At 43.2% G+C, this 16,209-nt stretch carries 12 protein-coding genes; 7 read left to right on the top strand and 5 right to left on the bottom strand.

What is annotated here, in order from left to right; genetic code table 11:
• Positions 1-144: 144 nt before the first annotated feature.
• Positions 145-1,101: a sugar-binding transcriptional regulator gene (locus tag MASE_RS08030; protein ID WP_014949236.1), complete on the bottom strand. Its 957-nt coding sequence runs from the start codon at positions 1,099-1,101 to the stop codon at positions 145-147.
• A complete protein-coding gene (locus MASE_RS08035) occupies positions 1,098-1,778 on the bottom strand; it encodes an HAD family hydrolase (protein WP_014949237.1) in 681 nt (226 codons plus the stop codon). The genes MASE_RS08030 and MASE_RS08035 overlap by 4 nt, the downstream gene beginning before the upstream one ends.
• A 440-nt stretch (positions 1,779-2,218) precedes the next feature.
• Here MASE_RS08035 and MASE_RS08040 point away from each other — a divergent pair, with 440 nt between their 5' ends.
• Both MASE_RS08040 and MASE_RS08045 read left to right on the top strand, forming a co-directional pair.
• Positions 2,219-3,934 (top strand): membrane protein, encoded by a 1,716-nt coding sequence (locus MASE_RS08040; protein WP_014949238.1) that lies wholly within the window; start codon positions 2,219-2,221, stop codon positions 3,932-3,934.
• A gap of 10 nt (positions 3,935-3,944) precedes the next feature.
• A complete protein-coding gene (locus MASE_RS08045) occupies positions 3,945-5,462 on the top strand; it encodes a mannitol dehydrogenase family protein (RefSeq protein WP_014949239.1) in 1,518 nt (505 codons plus the stop codon).
• A 170-nt stretch (positions 5,463-5,632) separates the two neighbouring features.
• On the opposite strand, the gene MASE_RS08050 is transcribed toward MASE_RS08045, so the two are convergent.
• Positions 5,633-6,025: a DUF3718 domain-containing protein gene (locus MASE_RS08050; RefSeq protein WP_014949240.1), complete on the bottom strand. Its 393-nt coding sequence runs from the start codon at positions 6,023-6,025 to the stop codon at positions 5,633-5,635.
• Between the two features lie 337 nt (positions 6,026-6,362).
• On the opposite strand from MASE_RS08050, the gene MASE_RS08055 reads away from it, so the two are divergent.
• The gene (locus MASE_RS08055) at positions 6,363-6,815 is read left to right on the top strand and encodes a Fur family transcriptional regulator (protein ID WP_014949241.1); all 453 of its coding nucleotides are present in this window, start codon (positions 6,363-6,365) and stop codon (positions 6,813-6,815) included.
• Positions 6,816-6,855: 40 nt separating this feature from the next.
• Complete coding sequence (locus MASE_RS08060) at positions 6,856-8,169, top strand: dihydroorotase (protein WP_014949242.1); 1,314 nt, start codon at positions 6,856-6,858, stop codon at positions 8,167-8,169.
• A gap of 129 nt (positions 8,170-8,298) precedes the next feature.
• On the opposite strand, the gene MASE_RS08065 is transcribed toward MASE_RS08060, so the two are convergent.
• Positions 8,299-9,318, bottom strand: a complete 1,020-nt coding sequence (locus tag MASE_RS08065; protein ID WP_014949243.1) for a CobW family GTP-binding protein — start codon at positions 9,316-9,318, stop codon at positions 8,299-8,301.
• Positions 9,319-9,521: 203 nt separating this feature from the next.
• Here MASE_RS08065 and ydiJ point away from each other — a divergent pair, with 203 nt between their 5' ends.
• Positions 9,522-12,566, top strand: a complete 3,045-nt coding sequence (gene ydiJ, locus MASE_RS08070; protein ID WP_014949244.1) for a D-2-hydroxyglutarate dehydrogenase YdiJ — start codon at positions 9,522-9,524, stop codon at positions 12,564-12,566.
• 16 nt (positions 12,567-12,582) lie between these two features.
• A complete protein-coding gene (locus MASE_RS08075; RefSeq protein ID WP_014949245.1) occupies positions 12,583-14,457 on the top strand; it encodes a CocE/NonD family hydrolase in 1,875 nt (624 codons plus the stop codon).
• A 54-nt stretch (positions 14,458-14,511) separates the two neighbouring features.
• Here MASE_RS08075 and MASE_RS08080 read toward each other — a convergent pair whose 3' ends face one another.
• Positions 14,512-15,414, bottom strand: a complete 903-nt coding sequence (locus tag MASE_RS08080; RefSeq protein WP_014949246.1) for a LysR family transcriptional regulator — start codon at positions 15,412-15,414, stop codon at positions 14,512-14,514.
• A gap of 231 nt (positions 15,415-15,645) precedes the next feature.
• Here MASE_RS08080 and MASE_RS08085 point away from each other — a divergent pair, with 231 nt between their 5' ends.
• Positions 15,646-16,095: a MaoC family dehydratase gene (locus tag MASE_RS08085; protein ID WP_014949247.1), complete on the top strand. Its 450-nt coding sequence runs from the start codon at positions 15,646-15,648 to the stop codon at positions 16,093-16,095.
• The last annotated feature ends 114 nt before the right edge of the window (positions 16,096-16,209 follow it).

Below are 16,209 nucleotides of genomic sequence, written 5' to 3' on the forward strand. Positions count from 1 at the left end.
AAGTTGAATTGCAATTGCAGATCAATAAATAGCCAAGTAAAGTGCAAAAAAACAACGTTAATGCTGTTATTTTGCTTTTTGTTGAAGTTAATGCGTATTAAAAATGTACGCAATAGGCATTGTATTAATAAGAAAAGAACGAAATTAAGAAGTAAGCAGTGCTGAGGCAGTACGTTCTGTCGTGATGAGCCCATTGAGCAATTTCGATCGCAGAGCGCCTCTTATAGCGTGCAGTTTGTTGTCGCCCGCTGCAACACCTACTACAGGCTTTTCTGGCGTTGCTTTCAACTTAAAGCTCGTTACTCTCTCGTTAATATCGCAACTAATCAACGCACCTTCTTCATTAAAGATCCAGCTTATGATTTCGCCACTTGCACCAGATTCAGCGAGGGTTGCTAATTGATCATCGTCGATAAATCCGTCTTTATACAATGGAGACACACTGCCTAAGTTACCAATGCCTACGAAGCTAATATCCGCTTGTTCGGCAAGCGTGTGAATTCTAGATATGTGTTGTTGCTGTTGCCAAATTTCCCGTTCTAGTTTACTTGATGCTATTACAGGGATAGGCATAGGATAATGCTGTGCTTTAACTCTGTCGGCTACGTGAACAGCAACGTCATAACGCGTCGCCTCTCCGTTATCAGCAATATTACCAACAAGGGAAACAATTTTATGCTGAGGGCAGTGAAGTATTGACAATTCATCAGCACAGGCACGCAGTACACGGCCAGTGCCAAACGCGATGGTTTGTGGAGCGTCGAATTTTAAAGCTCTTTCTATTGCTGCTGCACCCGCTTGACCAAGGCCAAGCGTTGAATTGGGATCGTCATCAACACTGGGCACAACTTCACAGAAAGTTAATCCGAATTTTTTCTTTATGCCTTGCGCTAATTCCATACATCTAGCAATCGGGTGTTCTAAGCGCACTTTCACAAGACCTTCCGACATGGATAACGCCACTAAGCGTTGTGCGCTTTGGCGTGATGTTTTGAGCGTTTTAGCTATCTCATCTTGCGTCTTACCACCAACATAGTACATCCATCCTGCTCTGGCGGCCTCGTCGAGTTTATTGAGTTCGTTTTGTGCTTTCTTACTCATTTAATTTTTCTCATGTCAAAAATGTCAGGGATTCGAGAGCAAAACTCGTCCCATGAATTAATGGTGTTGTCCGATGTCACAATACAATTCTGTAGATGTGCGCCACCTGTATAGTGGAAGTAGCGCATGTCTGCGGCTTTAGCGGCAGCGATCCCCGGCTGAGAGTCTTCAATAACTAGGCAGTTTTTAGGGGCAATGTTGAGCGCATTTGCCGCATATAAAAATAAATCTGGTGCTGGCTTGCCTTTATTTACGAGTGCTCGCGTGAAAATGCGGCCTTCAAAATAGGAAAGAAGCCCTGTACTGGTTAACGCCTTTGTTGTTCTTTCAGGTGAACTGCTTGTGGCGACACAAAATGGAATACCTAGTGAGTTAAGTGCAGAAAGTACAGAGGTGATACCGGTAGTCTTTTGTAAATGGCACTCGAAGCTGTCGAACAGTAATCCATGGAATTTGTTTTTCATGGACGTGGTAAGTGTGAGCGCAAAGTCATCTTTTAACTTACCCTGAACGTGCTCCATGCTCTTGCCAAGAAAATGCTCTATAAAATATTGTTTCGATAATGCAATATCGAAACTAGACAGAAGTGCTTGCCACGCCTGCATCGACAGCACTTCACTGTCAATCAGTACGCCATCACAATCAAAAATCACCAGTTCCACGTTGTGTGCCTGCAAGAGTCACCTTCCTTTAAGTATTAACATTTAACCAACGTCCCCTTGCCAATTCCGTATTCGTACACCAAAGGTCAACAGGCCCTAATTATATGAACATTTGCCTAAGTGTAAGGTAATTGATGGCGTTTGTTCTACCTTAACAAGCAGTTCTTGAGTCATACGACTACATACGCGGTTTTCGGCCTCAAATTTCGTCTCTAAAATTTCTTCATAGTATCAATTGGATAAATTATATCGCGTTTATTTTGATTGGTTAAATGTGCATTTTTATTGTGTTAATTAAATAAACAAGCCTCCATTTATTTTGTTAATGGCTGTTTACAAAGTAGAGGGTATATGCAAATATTTACAAAAATTGAGATATATCTCAATGCCTGGGCAAATGCTCTTGAAGTATTTTGAAACCAGTGGGAAATACACCTACAACACGAGATTTGAAGATGAAGTCGACGTCTAGTGATATTGATATTTCACAAGTTAGTGACGAGCAACTCCCCGTCGCTAAACATAAACTGAAAGGCTGGAAGCATTTCATGGGCTTGTACGCCGGTGAACATGTTGCAGCCACTGAATTTGTATTTGGTGCAACCTTTGTTGCGCTAGGCGCCACCATGACCGACATTCTGTTGGGTTTATTAATTGGTAATCTACTTGCTGTCCTAAGCTGGACACTTATCACTACGCCTATCGCTGTAGATACCCGTTTGAGCTTGTACTCGTATCTTCAGAAAATAGCTGGCGACTCTATGACCAAGCTCTATAACTGGGCGAATGTCATCATATTTACAGTGATATCGGCCGCTATGATTACGGTGTCGGCAACCGCCGTGCGTTTTGCATTGAACATTCCGGCGCAGTTAAATTGGTATCCGACTAATTTAGCTTTTGTTGCCGTCGTGCTTGCAGTCGGTGTGATAGTTGTCTTTGTCGCTATGTATGGCTTTAACGCCGTTTCCAATTTTTCTCGTATTTGTGCGCCTTGGTTGTTCACCATGTTCATTTGCGGTCCACTTATTCTAATGCCTGCACTCGCTGAATCTGTAATTGGGCAAACGTTTCTTACATCGTGGAATGACTTTATTCATATCGGTAGTACATCGGTGTGGACGGGCTTCACCCAAAGTGGTGAGCCTGGTATTGGTTTATTAGAAGTGATTGGCTTTTCGTGGGCAGCGAACACAATAACGCATTTCGGCCTTATTGATATGGCATTACTGCGTTTTGCCAAGCGTAAACGTTACGGTTTATGTACGTCGGCGGGTATGTTATTTGGTCATTATATTGCATGGATTTCAGCCGGTATTATGGGCGCAGGAACAGCGGTTATTGTTCAAAAGTCCATTGGTAAATTAGACCCGGGCGATGTGGCTTTCCATGCATTAGGTCTTTCTGGACTCGTTATTGTTATCGTTGCAGGTTGGACTACAGCAAACGCGAATCTCTATCGCGCTGGACTTGCCGCGCAAGCCATTTTTAAAGATAAATCACGTACCACAACGACCGCGGTCGTCGGTATGGTCACCGTTGCAATTGCGTGTTTCCCGTTCGTGTTTACTAAATTACTGCCACTGTTAACGTATGCTGGATTACTTGTTGTTCCTGTAGGAGCAATTGTGTTCGCAGAGCACATGATTTTTCCGCGTATTGGATTCACACGTTATTGGGCACATTATCAAAGCCTTACTCACAGCACGCCAGCGGTAGCGAGTTGGGGTTTGGGGCTTGTGTTTGGCTTTGGTTTAAACGTCTTAGACGTCATGTCTTTCTACTATCTATTCATACCCACGTGGTTCTTCACCATAGTTGTCTATACAGCGCTGGCCGCCAAGTATGGCGCAAAACAAGCTTATCCTGAGCAAGAAGCACAAGTAGATGCTTTCAATGCACGTGTTGAAGCTTATCAGCAGCAAGAAGCGGCGTTAGAAAACGAACACGTTGAAGACGTTACTGCCGTATCTAAATTACTGCGTCTTACTTCGCTAGCGAGTTTGTTGGTGTCCATAGCATTGGCAATCAAAACTTTTTCTCTTAGTGACACGGTTGCCGCTTACGAATTGAACCGAGACCTATTCTTTAATGTTGGGTTCGCGTGCACCGTTATCTATTTCGTTACTGCGTATTGGGCGATGCGTCGCCACAAAGCGTTACAAAGCTAATAAGGTTCTTATGCAATCTCAAACGTCTATTTTATTGAACAGAGCGAACTTATCGTCGTTGCCAAATGACATAAGGCGTCCAGCTTATGATGTGGAGAACGTTCAAACGGGTATTGTTCACATTGGTGTGGGTGGTTTTCATCGGGCACATGAAGCCATGTATGTAGACAGATTAATGGCAAAAACCGGCGATCTATCGTGGGGCATTTGTGGTGTGGGTCTTCGCGAGAACGACCGTGCGATGAAAAAAGTGTTCGACGAACAAGATAACTTATATACCTTGGTTGAAAAGCACAATGACGGTTCCCGCAGTGCATCAGTTATCGGTGCAATGACGGGGTTTTTAATGGCGCCGGACGATCCTCAAGCAGTCATTGATAAAATGGCTGAGCCCGAAGTACGCATCGTATCGTTAACCATTACCGAAGGTGGCTATAATTTTGATGCTTCCTCAGGGGAATTTATTACCACTAACCCTGATGTCATTCACGATATCGAAAACCCCAAAACGCCTAAACTGGTTTTCGGCTATTTAGTTGCAGCGCTTAAAAAACGCAAAGAAAATAACGTAAGGCCTTTTACCGTTATGTCCTGTGACAATATTCAACACAATGGCCATGTGTTAAAGAAAATGCTGCTTGCGTATATTGAACTGTTTGACCAAGCGTTTGCTAGTTGGGTTGACGAAAACGTGAGTTTCCCTAATTCAATGGTAGACAGAATAACGCCTGCAACCACAAATGAAGATATCGCAACGTTATGGGCTCAGGGCGTAGAAGATGCTTGGCCTGTAGTGTGTGAGCCTTTTGACCAGTGGGTTATTGAAGATGACTTTTGCAATACCAAGCCGTGTTTAGATTTAGTAGGCGCGCAGTTTGTAAGCGATGTGGCACCGTACGAAAAGCTTAAGCTTCGTATGCTTAATGCGGGCCATTCAGTACTTGGGTTGGTTGGTTCTGTAGCAGGGCTTGAAACTATCCATGAAAGTGTTGAAGCGAAACAGTTAAAGCGTCTTCTATCAATCTTTATGGAACAAGAGGTTATGCCAACACTCGACCCAGTAGAGGGGATTGACGTGTATGAATACAGAGATACGCTGCTATCTCGTTTCTCCAACCCTTTCATTAAAGATACGCTAGCGCGAATTTGCCTTGAAAGTTCGGCTAAGCTTCCGGTGTTTTTATTTCCCACCGTACGAGATAATTTGGCGGCCAACAGAGACACCGATATAAGTGCTTTAGTTGTTGCTTGCTGGGCCTTCTATTCAGACAGGCATGCCTCTCAAGACGGGAAGTCACTTGAAATCAACGATGTGTTAGCTGATAAGTTACACAACGCGGCTAGTAATAACCAAATAGACAGCCTTAGTTTTTTAATGCTAGAAGAAGTATTTGGTAAGCTGGTTGATGAAGCGCGTTTTACCGCTAGTTTCCAGGGCTTTGTAGAGCGCTTGTATCAACAAGAGCCGGTGTTGCTGATTAGCGAAAAGGTAGCAAACAATAAACTCGAGCTTGCCAGAGCTTGTTAGATTGTATTGGTAATCTGCATTAGTACGAAGGGGAGTAGGGAATACTCTCCTTTTTTATGCATTGAATTTTATAGACTGATACAAAAGAAAAAAGCGACCCGAGGGTCGCTTTCTAAAGTGCAGATTTCTCTGCAACCATGTTGAACTGGTTCACATGGTGTGAAACTGTTTTATAGGCGGTCGTTGATAACCGCAGCAATTGGGTTATCTTGCAGACCGTTTTCCGCAACCCAAGCTTGAAGTGTTTTTCCGTCAGCTTCAGGTGCTTCTAAATCACTTTTTGGCATTTTCTTAACAAGTAACTCGCCAGCTTCTAAAGCATTGTTTAGCAGTGCTGTACGAATTAGGCTGTTACCGCCACAGCTAATTGCTGAGTAGTAGTCTTTAAGTTTCATACGGTAGTCTGATTCGACTGAACGCATTTTCTTACGTAGTTCGCCTTTATCGTCCGCTTGAACGATAGTGCAAATATTCGCTAGTGCTTCGTTAACATCAGCCTGTGCTACGCCCGACACACCTAATGTCGCTGCGATAACAAGAGAAGTTTTAACAATTTTCAACATGGTTAATTCCTCAAGTACTTCTATAGATTGTTTGTTTGTTCGGGAGGATTAAACGACAAAAATGAAATCTTGAAAACGTTCTAAGCGATACTTAGGTATGTGGTTTCATAAGTATAGTAAGGTAATTGAATTAAGCCTCTGTCGTTCGCATCGAGGCTTGAACCACTCTTTTACAAAAACAATTCTTTAGTGCCTTTTTGTGGTGCAGGGCTGACAATAATCACTTGAAAGTGATATGTTATAAAGTAACACTTAAGGTGCGTAATTAATCGCTTTGGGTTGTGAACGCCATGCCATTTAATGTCACAGGAAATCGTCATTTTGACGCTAGGGTTATATGAATCGACGGTTTGTAAATTTACTTGCGGTAGCAAAGGATAAATGCGACTCGGACGGTTTGCGCTTAACAGAAAAACGCAAAAGAGTATTGAACTTATTAATAGATGCCCAAGCTCCGCTTTCCGCTTACGAGATAAAGGATATGTTCACTACGAGGTATTCTGAAGATGTAAAGCCTATGACGATATATCGCGCACTAGAGTTTCTCACTGAGACTGATTTAGTACACAAACTGAATTTGAACAACAAGTTTGTCGCGTGTTCTCAAGCAAAATGTTGCGAGCATCACGGGTACTCACAGTTTTTAATTTGTGTTCAATGTGGCTCTGTTGAAGAAGTTGCGATAGACCCAATCATATCTGAAAATCTTGTTAAGCAAGCTAAAAATCTAGGGTGCGATATTGTAACGCCACACCTTGAAGTGGCGTGTATCTGCAAGCACTGCAAGTAATGCAGCGCTACTTTTTTAATCTACTCATATCTTTAGTGTCATGAAACTAATTATAAATAATGCCTCTACCTCGTCACGGTTATTAGGCAAAAATGAAGATGAAATAACGTCTGTTTCACTATTAATTGATGGCGGAAAAATAGCTGCTCTTTCGGAAACCCCCATCACTATAAAGTCGGTAAAGACCATAGATGCGAAAGCCTTGTTTTTATCGCCTGGCCTTCTTGATCCCCAAGTACATTTCAGGGAACCGGGGATGGAATACAAAGAAGACATAGAATCGGGTAGTAAAGCCGCGGTTAAAGGTGGGTTTACAGCAGTAGTTTCAATGCCTAATACAACGCCTACAGCTGATAATGCAGATACTGTACGTTTCATGGTAGAAACAGCAGCTAAAAAAGGCTTGTGTAAAGTCTACCCAACGGGCGCGCTTTCAAAGGGATTAGAAGGAAAGTCCATGACTGACTTCAGCGCCTTAACAAGCGCTGGTGCAGTGGCAATTACCGACGACGGTAAAGGCGTTCAAAACAATGCGTTATTTAAGCAAGCTCTCGTTAGTGCTAAGCACCTAGGGGTTCCAGTTCTCGATCACAGTGAAGACGAGACTTTATCAAATGGGGGAGCAATACATGAAGGCGAAATTTCAAAAAAATTCAATGTGAAGGGTATAAAGTCAGCCTCTGAATCTGTGCACGTCGAACGTGGTTGTGACTATAGTTTGGAAACCGGTGGTCATTATCACGTATTGCATGTTTCCACATCGGCTTCTATTGAAGCGGTAAAGCAAGCAAAAGAACGTGGCGCCAACGTTACTGTAGAAGTTTCTCCTCATCACTTGTTGTTATGTGACGAAGATATCGCCATAAAATCTGATGGGACTTTAGATGCGAATTGGAAAATGAATCCACCACTTCGTTCTAGAGAAGATATGCTGGCGTGTCAAAATGCCCTTGTTGAGGGTGTAATAGACGCTATAGCAACGGATCATGCACCTCACTCACCTGAGGAAAAAAAGCAACCTATTGAACAGGCACCGTTTGGGATTATTGGTCTTGAAACTGCGTTTCCTCTGATCTTCACCCATTTCGTAAAAACCGAAAAGCTAACGCTTGGTCGTGCCATCGATTTAATGAGTAAAAATGCAGGTGACATTTTCGGCATACGCTGTGGAAGAATTAAACAAGGCGAAGTGGCTGATCTTGTGCTGTTCGACTTAAATAACGCGTTTACGGTAACGCCATCCTTTTTCGCCTCTAAGTCTCAGAACTCGCCATTTATAGGAAAAACTCTGTATGGAGAAACGCATACAACCATAGTTGCAGGCAACATTGTGTATTCACGGGGTAATATTTAGACAAATACACCACCTCTAATTTCAATAATACTACGGCGGCGCTTCTCTCTTTGGTGCCGCGTGATAGCCTCGCGCTGTTGCTGCGTCAAATGTTATAAAAAGACTGCCTTGATGCTAAACATTATTGCACTAGTAAACCGAAAGACACTTTGTGAGCTCTTCATCCCATATAGGGTTAAGTTCAATAGCGATAATTTCAATTTTAGTTTCACTACACTCACTTAATTCGGCTTCGGTAACCTCGTTGTCAACAACGTTATAGCTGAAGACACCGTCACTTGTTATGACAACTGCTTTAAGCCTTTCAACGTTAAGGTTGTGCATCCATTTTAGTAGTGCAATGCGGTCAAACTCCCTGGAAGGTGAGAAACGCCACCCGACAGCTTTAAAACCTTCGCCTTTATTCTCTACTCTCAATACACCTGAGTCAGGAAAAGGCTGTTCATTTATTGAGGGCGTAGTGGTAGTTTTGTGGTCGTGCAATTTTTGTGCTTTGATATGAGTAAGTGCACTTGAGTTTCCCTTTAATACGCTAATTGGGAACTCTCCCTTTTCGCACAGTAAGACGGGCGTGTTTGGCTTGGTACGTTGGACGACATAGGTCTCCAATGCTTCGGCATCTGAATGAGTGTAAAGGTCTTGTTTGTTCCCCACAATAACGTCAGCAATGGCGATTTGCTGATTGAAGGTATCATGAGAGGTATAGCGAGGATCAGCGAGCTTTCTTGCGTCAACCAAAGTTACCGTTTTTTGTATGTCGAGAACGTCTTGATAATGCTCGGCAGCTAGTGTTTGTAGTACTTCTATAGGATGCCCCAAACCAGTAGGCTCAATAAGCAAACGGTCTGGTTTAGATTCGGCCAACAGCTGATTAAGAGCAATCTGCATTGGCAGCCCCGCGGCACAGCACATACATCCACCTGGCACTTCTTTAATAAATACCCGCTTTTCACCGCTGGCGTCATTGTTAGGTGCTTTATTTCGCGAGCCGTTTACCAATGAACCATCGATACCAATCTCACCAAACTCATTGATTAGTATTGCCCAGCGTTCATTTGCAGGTTTTTGTTTTAATAAATGTAATAGCGAGGATGTTTTACCCACACCCAAAAAGCCAGTAATGATGTTAGTAGGTACAGCTTTTATCATTGTGAATGTCTTCGTTGAAAGTCATATGAAAATATCAAAACTCTCACACAAGGCTATCATAGCAGGGAGTACATCCCTATGAATTAATAATAATATGTTATATTATAACATTTGAGCGGGGTGTTCACCGCGATATACGCTTAAGGTAAGAAAATTTCGCAGTAACAAAATCTCCCTCATTTTTAACATAGGAAAATCAACAAGTGACTCTTCCCGCGTTGACGGTCGAATCCAATCTAGCCGCACAATATAAAGCATTTGTAGAGCGCCTAAAGATGAGTGCCTTCACCGGTGATATCGAAACGGCCTATAGTGCTCGCATCGCGCATGCTACTGACAACTCAGTCTATTACAAAGTCCCGCAGGCCATTATTTACCCAAAATCTACTGAAGATTGTCAGTGTATAGGTAAATTAGCCAGCCACTTCCCAGATGTCGCATTCTCTGCCCGTGGTGGTGGCACTGGTACTAATGGGCAGAGTTTAACCGATGGTATCGTTGTCGATATCCGTCGTTATCTAAATGAGATCATTGAACTGAACCTGGAAGAAGGGTGGGTTAGGGTTCAAGCGGGTATAGTCAAAGATTCACTCAACGACGCATTGTGCCCGCACGGCCTGTTCTTTTCCCCTGATCTATCAACCAGCAATCGCGCTACGCTTGGCGGTATGATAAGCACTGATGCGTCGGGGCAGGGGTCATTAGTGTATGGTAAAACCAGCGACCACGTCATCGGACTCAAAGCAGTGCTTGCGAATGGCGAGATAATTGAAACCGCAAAAATTTCGCGGGATGAAGCTTTACTTAAAGCAAGTGGCTGTGCGTCAGAAGCCGCAATTTATCAACAAGCAATGCGTACCTGTATTCAACATCGAGAGGGCATTTTAAAAACATTTCCCCGCTTAAACCGCTTTTTGACGGGGTACGATTTAGAACACGTAGTTGACGGTGATAACATTGACATTGGTAGGCTAATCACAGGTGCAGAGGGCTCACTTGCGTTTGTTACGGAAGCGACGTTAACACTTGATAAAATAGCGCCACTGAAAGCGCTTGTTAACATATCCTACCGTTCATTTGACGCGGCGCTTCGACATGCGCCAGTGTTGGTAAAAGCCAAAGCAACCAGTGTTGAAACCATCGATAGCACGGTACTTAACTTTGCGAAAACCGACATTGTGTGGCATTCCATTCATCATTTAATAGCAGATGTTCCAGATAACGAGTTGTTGGGTTTAAATCTTGTAGAGTTCAACGCCGATTCTGCAGAAGAAACGAAAGTTCATATTGAACAGTTAGAAGTGGCAATTACACAAGGGATAGGACGAGATGGCAGCAGTATAACAGGCTATAGCGTCACCTATGACAAGCCCGATATTCAGCGCATCTATGCCATGCGGAAAAAAGCCGTTGGGCTGCTTGGTAAGGTAAAGGGCAATCAAAAGCCCATTGCATTTGCCGAAGATACCGCTGTGCCGCCGGAAAACTTGGCCGACTTCATTGGTGAGTTTCGAGCATTATTAGACAGCCATAATTTAAAATATGGCATGTTCGGTCACGTTGATGCTGGTGTTTTGCACGTGAGGCCGGCACTAGATTTATCAGATCCACAGCAAGAAGCACTGATGCATACGCTTTCTGATGAGGTAGTGGCACTTGTTGCTAAGTACGGTGGATTGATGTGGGGAGAGCATGGCAAGGGATTTCGAAGTGAATACGGCCCCGCATTTTTTGGCGAAACACTGTTCAATGAAATGCGCAAGATCAAAGCCGTATTTGACCCCCATAACCAGATGAACCCCGGCAAAATCTGCACACCGATAGAGAGTGATGATAAATTAGTCTCGGTGAAAGATATTAAAAGAGCAGGGATTGAGCGGGTTATTCCCGTCAGCATAAAACAAGATGTGTTTCCTGCTTTTGAATGTAACGGCAATGGACTGTGTTTCAACTACGAGCCTACATCACCTATGTGCCCGTCTAGCAAGGTTACCCACGATAGGCGGCACACACCGAAAGGGCGCGCAAGCATGCTAAGAGAGTGGACGCGGCTACTATCGCTTAGTACCAAATTCGGCACTACATTAGAAAGTGAAGGGTTGTCGTATAAGCAGTTCAAAAGTAACTTTCTATCTCGGTTTAAGAACTCCATTTTAAGTAACAAGCCAGACTTTTCACACGAAGTCAAAGAGGTCATGGATGGGTGTTTGGCGTGCAAATCATGTACACATCAATGCCCGGTGAATATTGATGTGCCGCACTTCAGGTCAATATTTTTGTCTATTTACTATCGACGGTATTTGCGACCTTTAAAAGATATGCTGGTTGCTAATATAGAAACGATTGCTCCATTGAGCGCGCGTGCGCCTAAACTTCATAATGCCCTAATAGAGCTAAAATGGGTGAAGCGCTTCTTGGAGAAGCAAGTAGGGTATAAAGATGCTCCTCAGCTTTCTTATCCAACGTTAACTAGCCGAGTAAAAGCACAAACAGTGCCGTTTGATTTACAACGCCTTTCCCAAATGAATACAGAAGAGCGAAAAAATTATATCGCTGTCGTTCAAGATCCCTTTACCAGTTATTACGATGCGGCTAGCGTCGAGAAGCTGATAAGTGTGATCTATAAGCTTGGCTTTAAACCCATGGTAGTGCCGTATACGCCCAATGGAAAACCTGCTCACGTAAAAGGCTTTCTGGATAAGTTCGAAAAACAAGCGATAAAGACCGCTAACTTACTCAATCAACTCCATGCACTAGACATAACTATGGTAGGCACTGATGCGTCGCTAGTGTTGTGTTACAGAGATGAATACAAGAAGTATTTGCGTGATAAAAGAGGTAACTTCTTTGTGCATACTATCGATGAATGGCTGGATTTGGTTTTAACTGAAAAGCACATAGTAAAGGCGATGATTAAAAAGCGATTCAGTTTGCTTGCACACTGTAGTGAAAAAACGGCTATGCCGGCGCTGACAACCCGCTGGCAAAGCATTTTTGAGAAACTTGGTGCTAATTTAACAGTGCAGCCCTCAGGATGTTGCGGTATGGCTGGAACCTATGGTCACGAAGCTTCACATTATAAAAATTCAAAAGCGCTTTACGAATTAAGTTGGTCAGGTGTGTTCAAGCAATGTAGCACACAGCATGAAGTGCTTGTAAGCGGCTTTTCATGTCGAAGCCAAGTTGCAAGGTTTGAAGGTAAAAAGCCACGTCACCCTATCGCGGTGGTAAATGAATTAATCCAATAACAAAAAAGGACAGAAAATGAAGGTGGTAATGCGCAGCATTATGCTGGTGGTACTTTTGTTAACAACTACGTATGCATTCAGTGAACAAAGTGAAACCGATGCTAGGGAAGCCTATATAAGGGCAAACTACACGAAATACGAATACCAAATTCCAATGCGTGATGGCGTAAAACTGTTTACGTCAGTCTATGTGCCAAACGATAGAACAGACGCTTACCCTTTTATGATGCAGCGTACGCCTTATCGCGTTGCTCCTTATGGTGTTAGTAAGTACAAAAAGCGCTTGGGACCGAGCGAAGCTTTCGAAAAGGAAGGTTTTATTTTTGTGTTCCAAGATGTGCGTGGCAAATTCATGTCTGAAGGAGAGTTTGTCAATATGCGTCCTCAAGACGCTTATAAGCGCGGTAAAGATGCGACGGATGATGCTACTGATACCTATGACACTATCGAGTGGCTCGTAAAAAATGTTGAAGGCAATAACGGTAAAGTGGGGATGTGGGGCACATCGTATCCTGGCTATTACACGTCAGTCGCCTCTATAAATAGCCACCCCGCGCTAAAGGCTATTTCTCCACAAGCTCCAATTGCAGATTGGTTTTTTGATGACTTCCATCGAAATGGGGCGTTTGTGACCCCTATGGCGTTTATATTTTTCGACACGTTTGATAAGCAGCGTGATGGTACGTTTGCGTATTGGCCTGAAGGAATGAAGTCAGAAACACCAGATGGCTATCAATTTTTTAAAAATTTAGGCCCGCTTTCCAATGTCAACGACAAGTACTTTCACGGTGAACGACCATTTTGGAATGAAGTTATTCAACACCCTAATTATGACGACTATTGGAAGTCACGAGATGTATTGCAACATTTATCTAAGACAAAGCCTGCGACGCTGGTTGTCGGCGGTTGGTACGACACCGAAGACTTATACGGCCCGCTTTACACCTACCAAACCATGTCACATAACAACAAAAAGGATCATGTAAAGCTGGTGATGGGTCCTTGGTATCACGGTCAATGGCAGAGTGAAAAAGGTGGAACGGAACTCGGCGAAGCGCATTTCGGATTTGACACCAGCGCTTGGTTTCAAAAAGACGTGTTATTACCGTTCTTCAAGCAACACTTGAAAGGGGCCAATGATGCAAACATTGCCACTGCAACTATGTTTGAAACGGGGAGTAATCGTTGGCGTCACTTTGATGTCTGGCCACCCAAAGATACATCTCAAAAAACGTTGTTCTTAGCAGGAAAGGAAAAGCTGGTTGAAAATGCAAATAACACCGGAAGCAGCGAATATGTGAGCGATCCGAACAAACCCGTTCCACACTCTGCAAAAATTAGCCGCGGGTGGGATAGACCCTATATGGTCGAAGATCAGAGGTTTGCAGCGAGAAGGCCTGATGTGCTGGTATTCGAAACAGAAATACTAGAAAACGACCTCACTATCGCTGGCGCCATAGACCTAAATTTGTGGTTTTCAACAAACAAATCTGCTGCCGATGTAGTCGTAAAACTGGTCGATGTTTTTCCGTCTGTAGATGACAATGTCAATAAGGCGGATATGGAGAAAGGTAATCGCCATGAGTTGGTGCGTTGGGGCGTGTTACGCGGTCGTTTTAGAGAAAGTATGAGTAAGCCCAAAGCGTTTGTTCCTAATCAGCCCACGGAAATTGGCTTTGAACTTTACGATGTATTACATACATTCAAACGAGGACATAAGCTACAAATTCAAATACAAAGTAGCATGTTTCCGTTCCTTGATTTAAACCCGCAGAATTATGTTGAAAACATTTTTAACGCTAAAGAGAGCGATTTCACCAGAGCATTCCACACGATTTATCACAATGATGAGCATCAGAGTTCGATAAGCTTCAACGTGCTGAAAGTTTAATTTACTCAAAAGTAAAAAAAGCCCTGTTTAAACAGGGCTTTTGCTTTGTCTATGTTAGTGAGGTTTATAGTTGCTCGCTACTTCCATTATTTGTTCACGCATCCACATATGAGCGTGATCATGGTCGGCGCTTACATGCCAATAAAGGAAATACTCTACAGGCGGTAAATCAAAAGGAACCTCGTACAACGCAAGATCGTAGTGTTTAGCAAGGTGATACGGCAGGCACGCGATTAGGTCTGTCTTTACTATCGTACTTGGTACGGTTAAAAAATGTTGACCTCGCATAACTTCCTTGCGTCTTTTGCCCATTTTATCTAACGCAATATCTATCGGGCCCACACCAGACTTACGCTGTGACACATTAATATGGCCTAATCGTAGAAAGGTATCTAAGTTAAGCCCGTTTTTGAGCGCGGGGTGATTTTTACGCGCTAACACAACAAGTCTGTCTTGGGCGATTTTTTCTTTACACAAATGAGGGTCTGTAAATGTCGATGCATCTGAGTAAAAGTCCAACGTGCCCGATGCCATCGCCGAAACAACTTGGCTTCTAGGAATCTCGTAATTGGTTAACCCAATATTTGGCGCCAAATTCTGCAAACGTGAAATGAGACGAGGCATAATGCTTACTTCAAGCAAATCACGGCTGGCAAAGTTAAAGGACTTCTCGGCTGTGAGAGGGTCGAATGTATGACTTTCTTGCACGCTTCTGCGTAGTAAGGCTAAGGCTTGTCGAGCTGGAACAATAATATTTTGCGCTACGGGGGTAGGCGTCATACTGTGGCCGGTACGAACGAACAGCGGGTCGTTAAGCATTTCTCTTAGCCTTGCTAAAGAGTTACTTACCGCTGGTTGAGTAATGCATAAGACATCTGCTGCCTTGGTTAAGCTTCCTGCCGTGTAAATGGCGTCGAATACTGCAAAAAGGTTCAAATCGATTCTATTGAGATTCATAACTAATCCTTTAAGAGCGAGTGCCCTGAAAAAAGCCAATAGATGAAGAGGCGCTAGTTTGTATCACGGTGCGTTTAATAGAAAACTGTGATCCAATGCTACATAGCATCTACGAATAATTTACGTTAGTGTAACAAGAATATTTATAAATACCTATTATTAAAAGTTAATTGAAACATTCAAGGTAATAATAGTAGTTTTATCGTCAATAAATGGAGATTGGACTGAAAAATGAGAACACTTTTAGACTTAGCAGTGGGAGATACCCTTGAACAACCTGAATGGCTGACGGTTACGCAGGACATGATCAATCAGTTTGCAGACGCTACCGGCGATCACCAGTGGATACATTTAGATGCTGCGCGCTGTGAAAAAGAAAGTCCCTTTAAAACAACAATTGCTCACGGCTTCTTGACTGCCAGTCTCATGCCTAAAGCATTCGCTGAGGTAATCGCGCCAGACGAACGTATCGCGTCTATGATCAATTATGGCATTGATAAGTTACGTTTTCTTGAACCAGTAAAAAGTAATGATGCCGTTAAATACCGATTCAAACTTGTCGAAATCACTGAAAAGGCGCAAGGGAAGCTTTATAAAGTAGAGGCAAGTTGCTTACTTAAATCGAATGGGAATCCAGCGCTAATAGGTGGCTTTCTCATGCTCGCGGTGCTTAAGCCTTGATAGATTGCTGTTTTACGCAGTAAAAGTGGCTGTACAGACTAGTACGGCATATTGCCAAATGCGTATGACGATGCGTGTGCTACGTCGTTGTCTAGTTGATATGTCGCACCGTGT

This window comes from Alteromonas macleodii ATCC 27126, assembly GCF_000172635.2.
GTDB classification, from domain to species: domain Bacteria; phylum Pseudomonadota; class Gammaproteobacteria; order Enterobacterales; family Alteromonadaceae; genus Alteromonas; species Alteromonas macleodii.

Excerpts from the sequence above, each read along its gene's own strand:
- MASE_RS08030 (WP_014949236.1), bottom strand. The coding sequence starts at position 1,101 with ATGAGTAAGAAAGCACAAAACGAACTCAATAAACTCGACGAGGCCGCC.
- MASE_RS08040 (WP_014949238.1), top strand. The coding sequence starts at position 2,219 with ATGAAGTCGACGTCTAGTGATATTGATATTTCACAAGTTAGTGACGAG.
- MASE_RS08045 (WP_014949239.1), top strand. The coding sequence starts at position 3,945 with ATGCAATCTCAAACGTCTATTTTATTGAACAGAGCGAACTTATCGTCG.
- MASE_RS08050 (WP_014949240.1), bottom strand. The coding sequence starts at position 6,025 with ATGTTGAAAATTGTTAAAACTTCTCTTGTTATCGCAGCGACATTAGGT.
- MASE_RS08055 (WP_014949241.1), top strand. The coding sequence starts at position 6,363 with ATGAATCGACGGTTTGTAAATTTACTTGCGGTAGCAAAGGATAAATGC.
- MASE_RS08060 (WP_014949242.1), top strand. The coding sequence starts at position 6,856 with ATGAAACTAATTATAAATAATGCCTCTACCTCGTCACGGTTATTAGGC.
- MASE_RS08065 (WP_014949243.1), bottom strand. The coding sequence starts at position 9,318 with ATGATAAAAGCTGTACCTACTAACATCATTACTGGCTTTTTGGGTGTG.
- MASE_RS08075 (WP_014949245.1), top strand. The coding sequence starts at position 12,583 with ATGAAGGTGGTAATGCGCAGCATTATGCTGGTGGTACTTTTGTTAACA.
- MASE_RS08080 (WP_014949246.1), bottom strand. The coding sequence starts at position 15,414 with ATGAATCTCAATAGAATCGATTTGAACCTTTTTGCAGTATTCGACGCC.
- MASE_RS08085 (WP_014949247.1), top strand. The coding sequence starts at position 15,646 with ATGAGAACACTTTTAGACTTAGCAGTGGGAGATACCCTTGAACAACCT.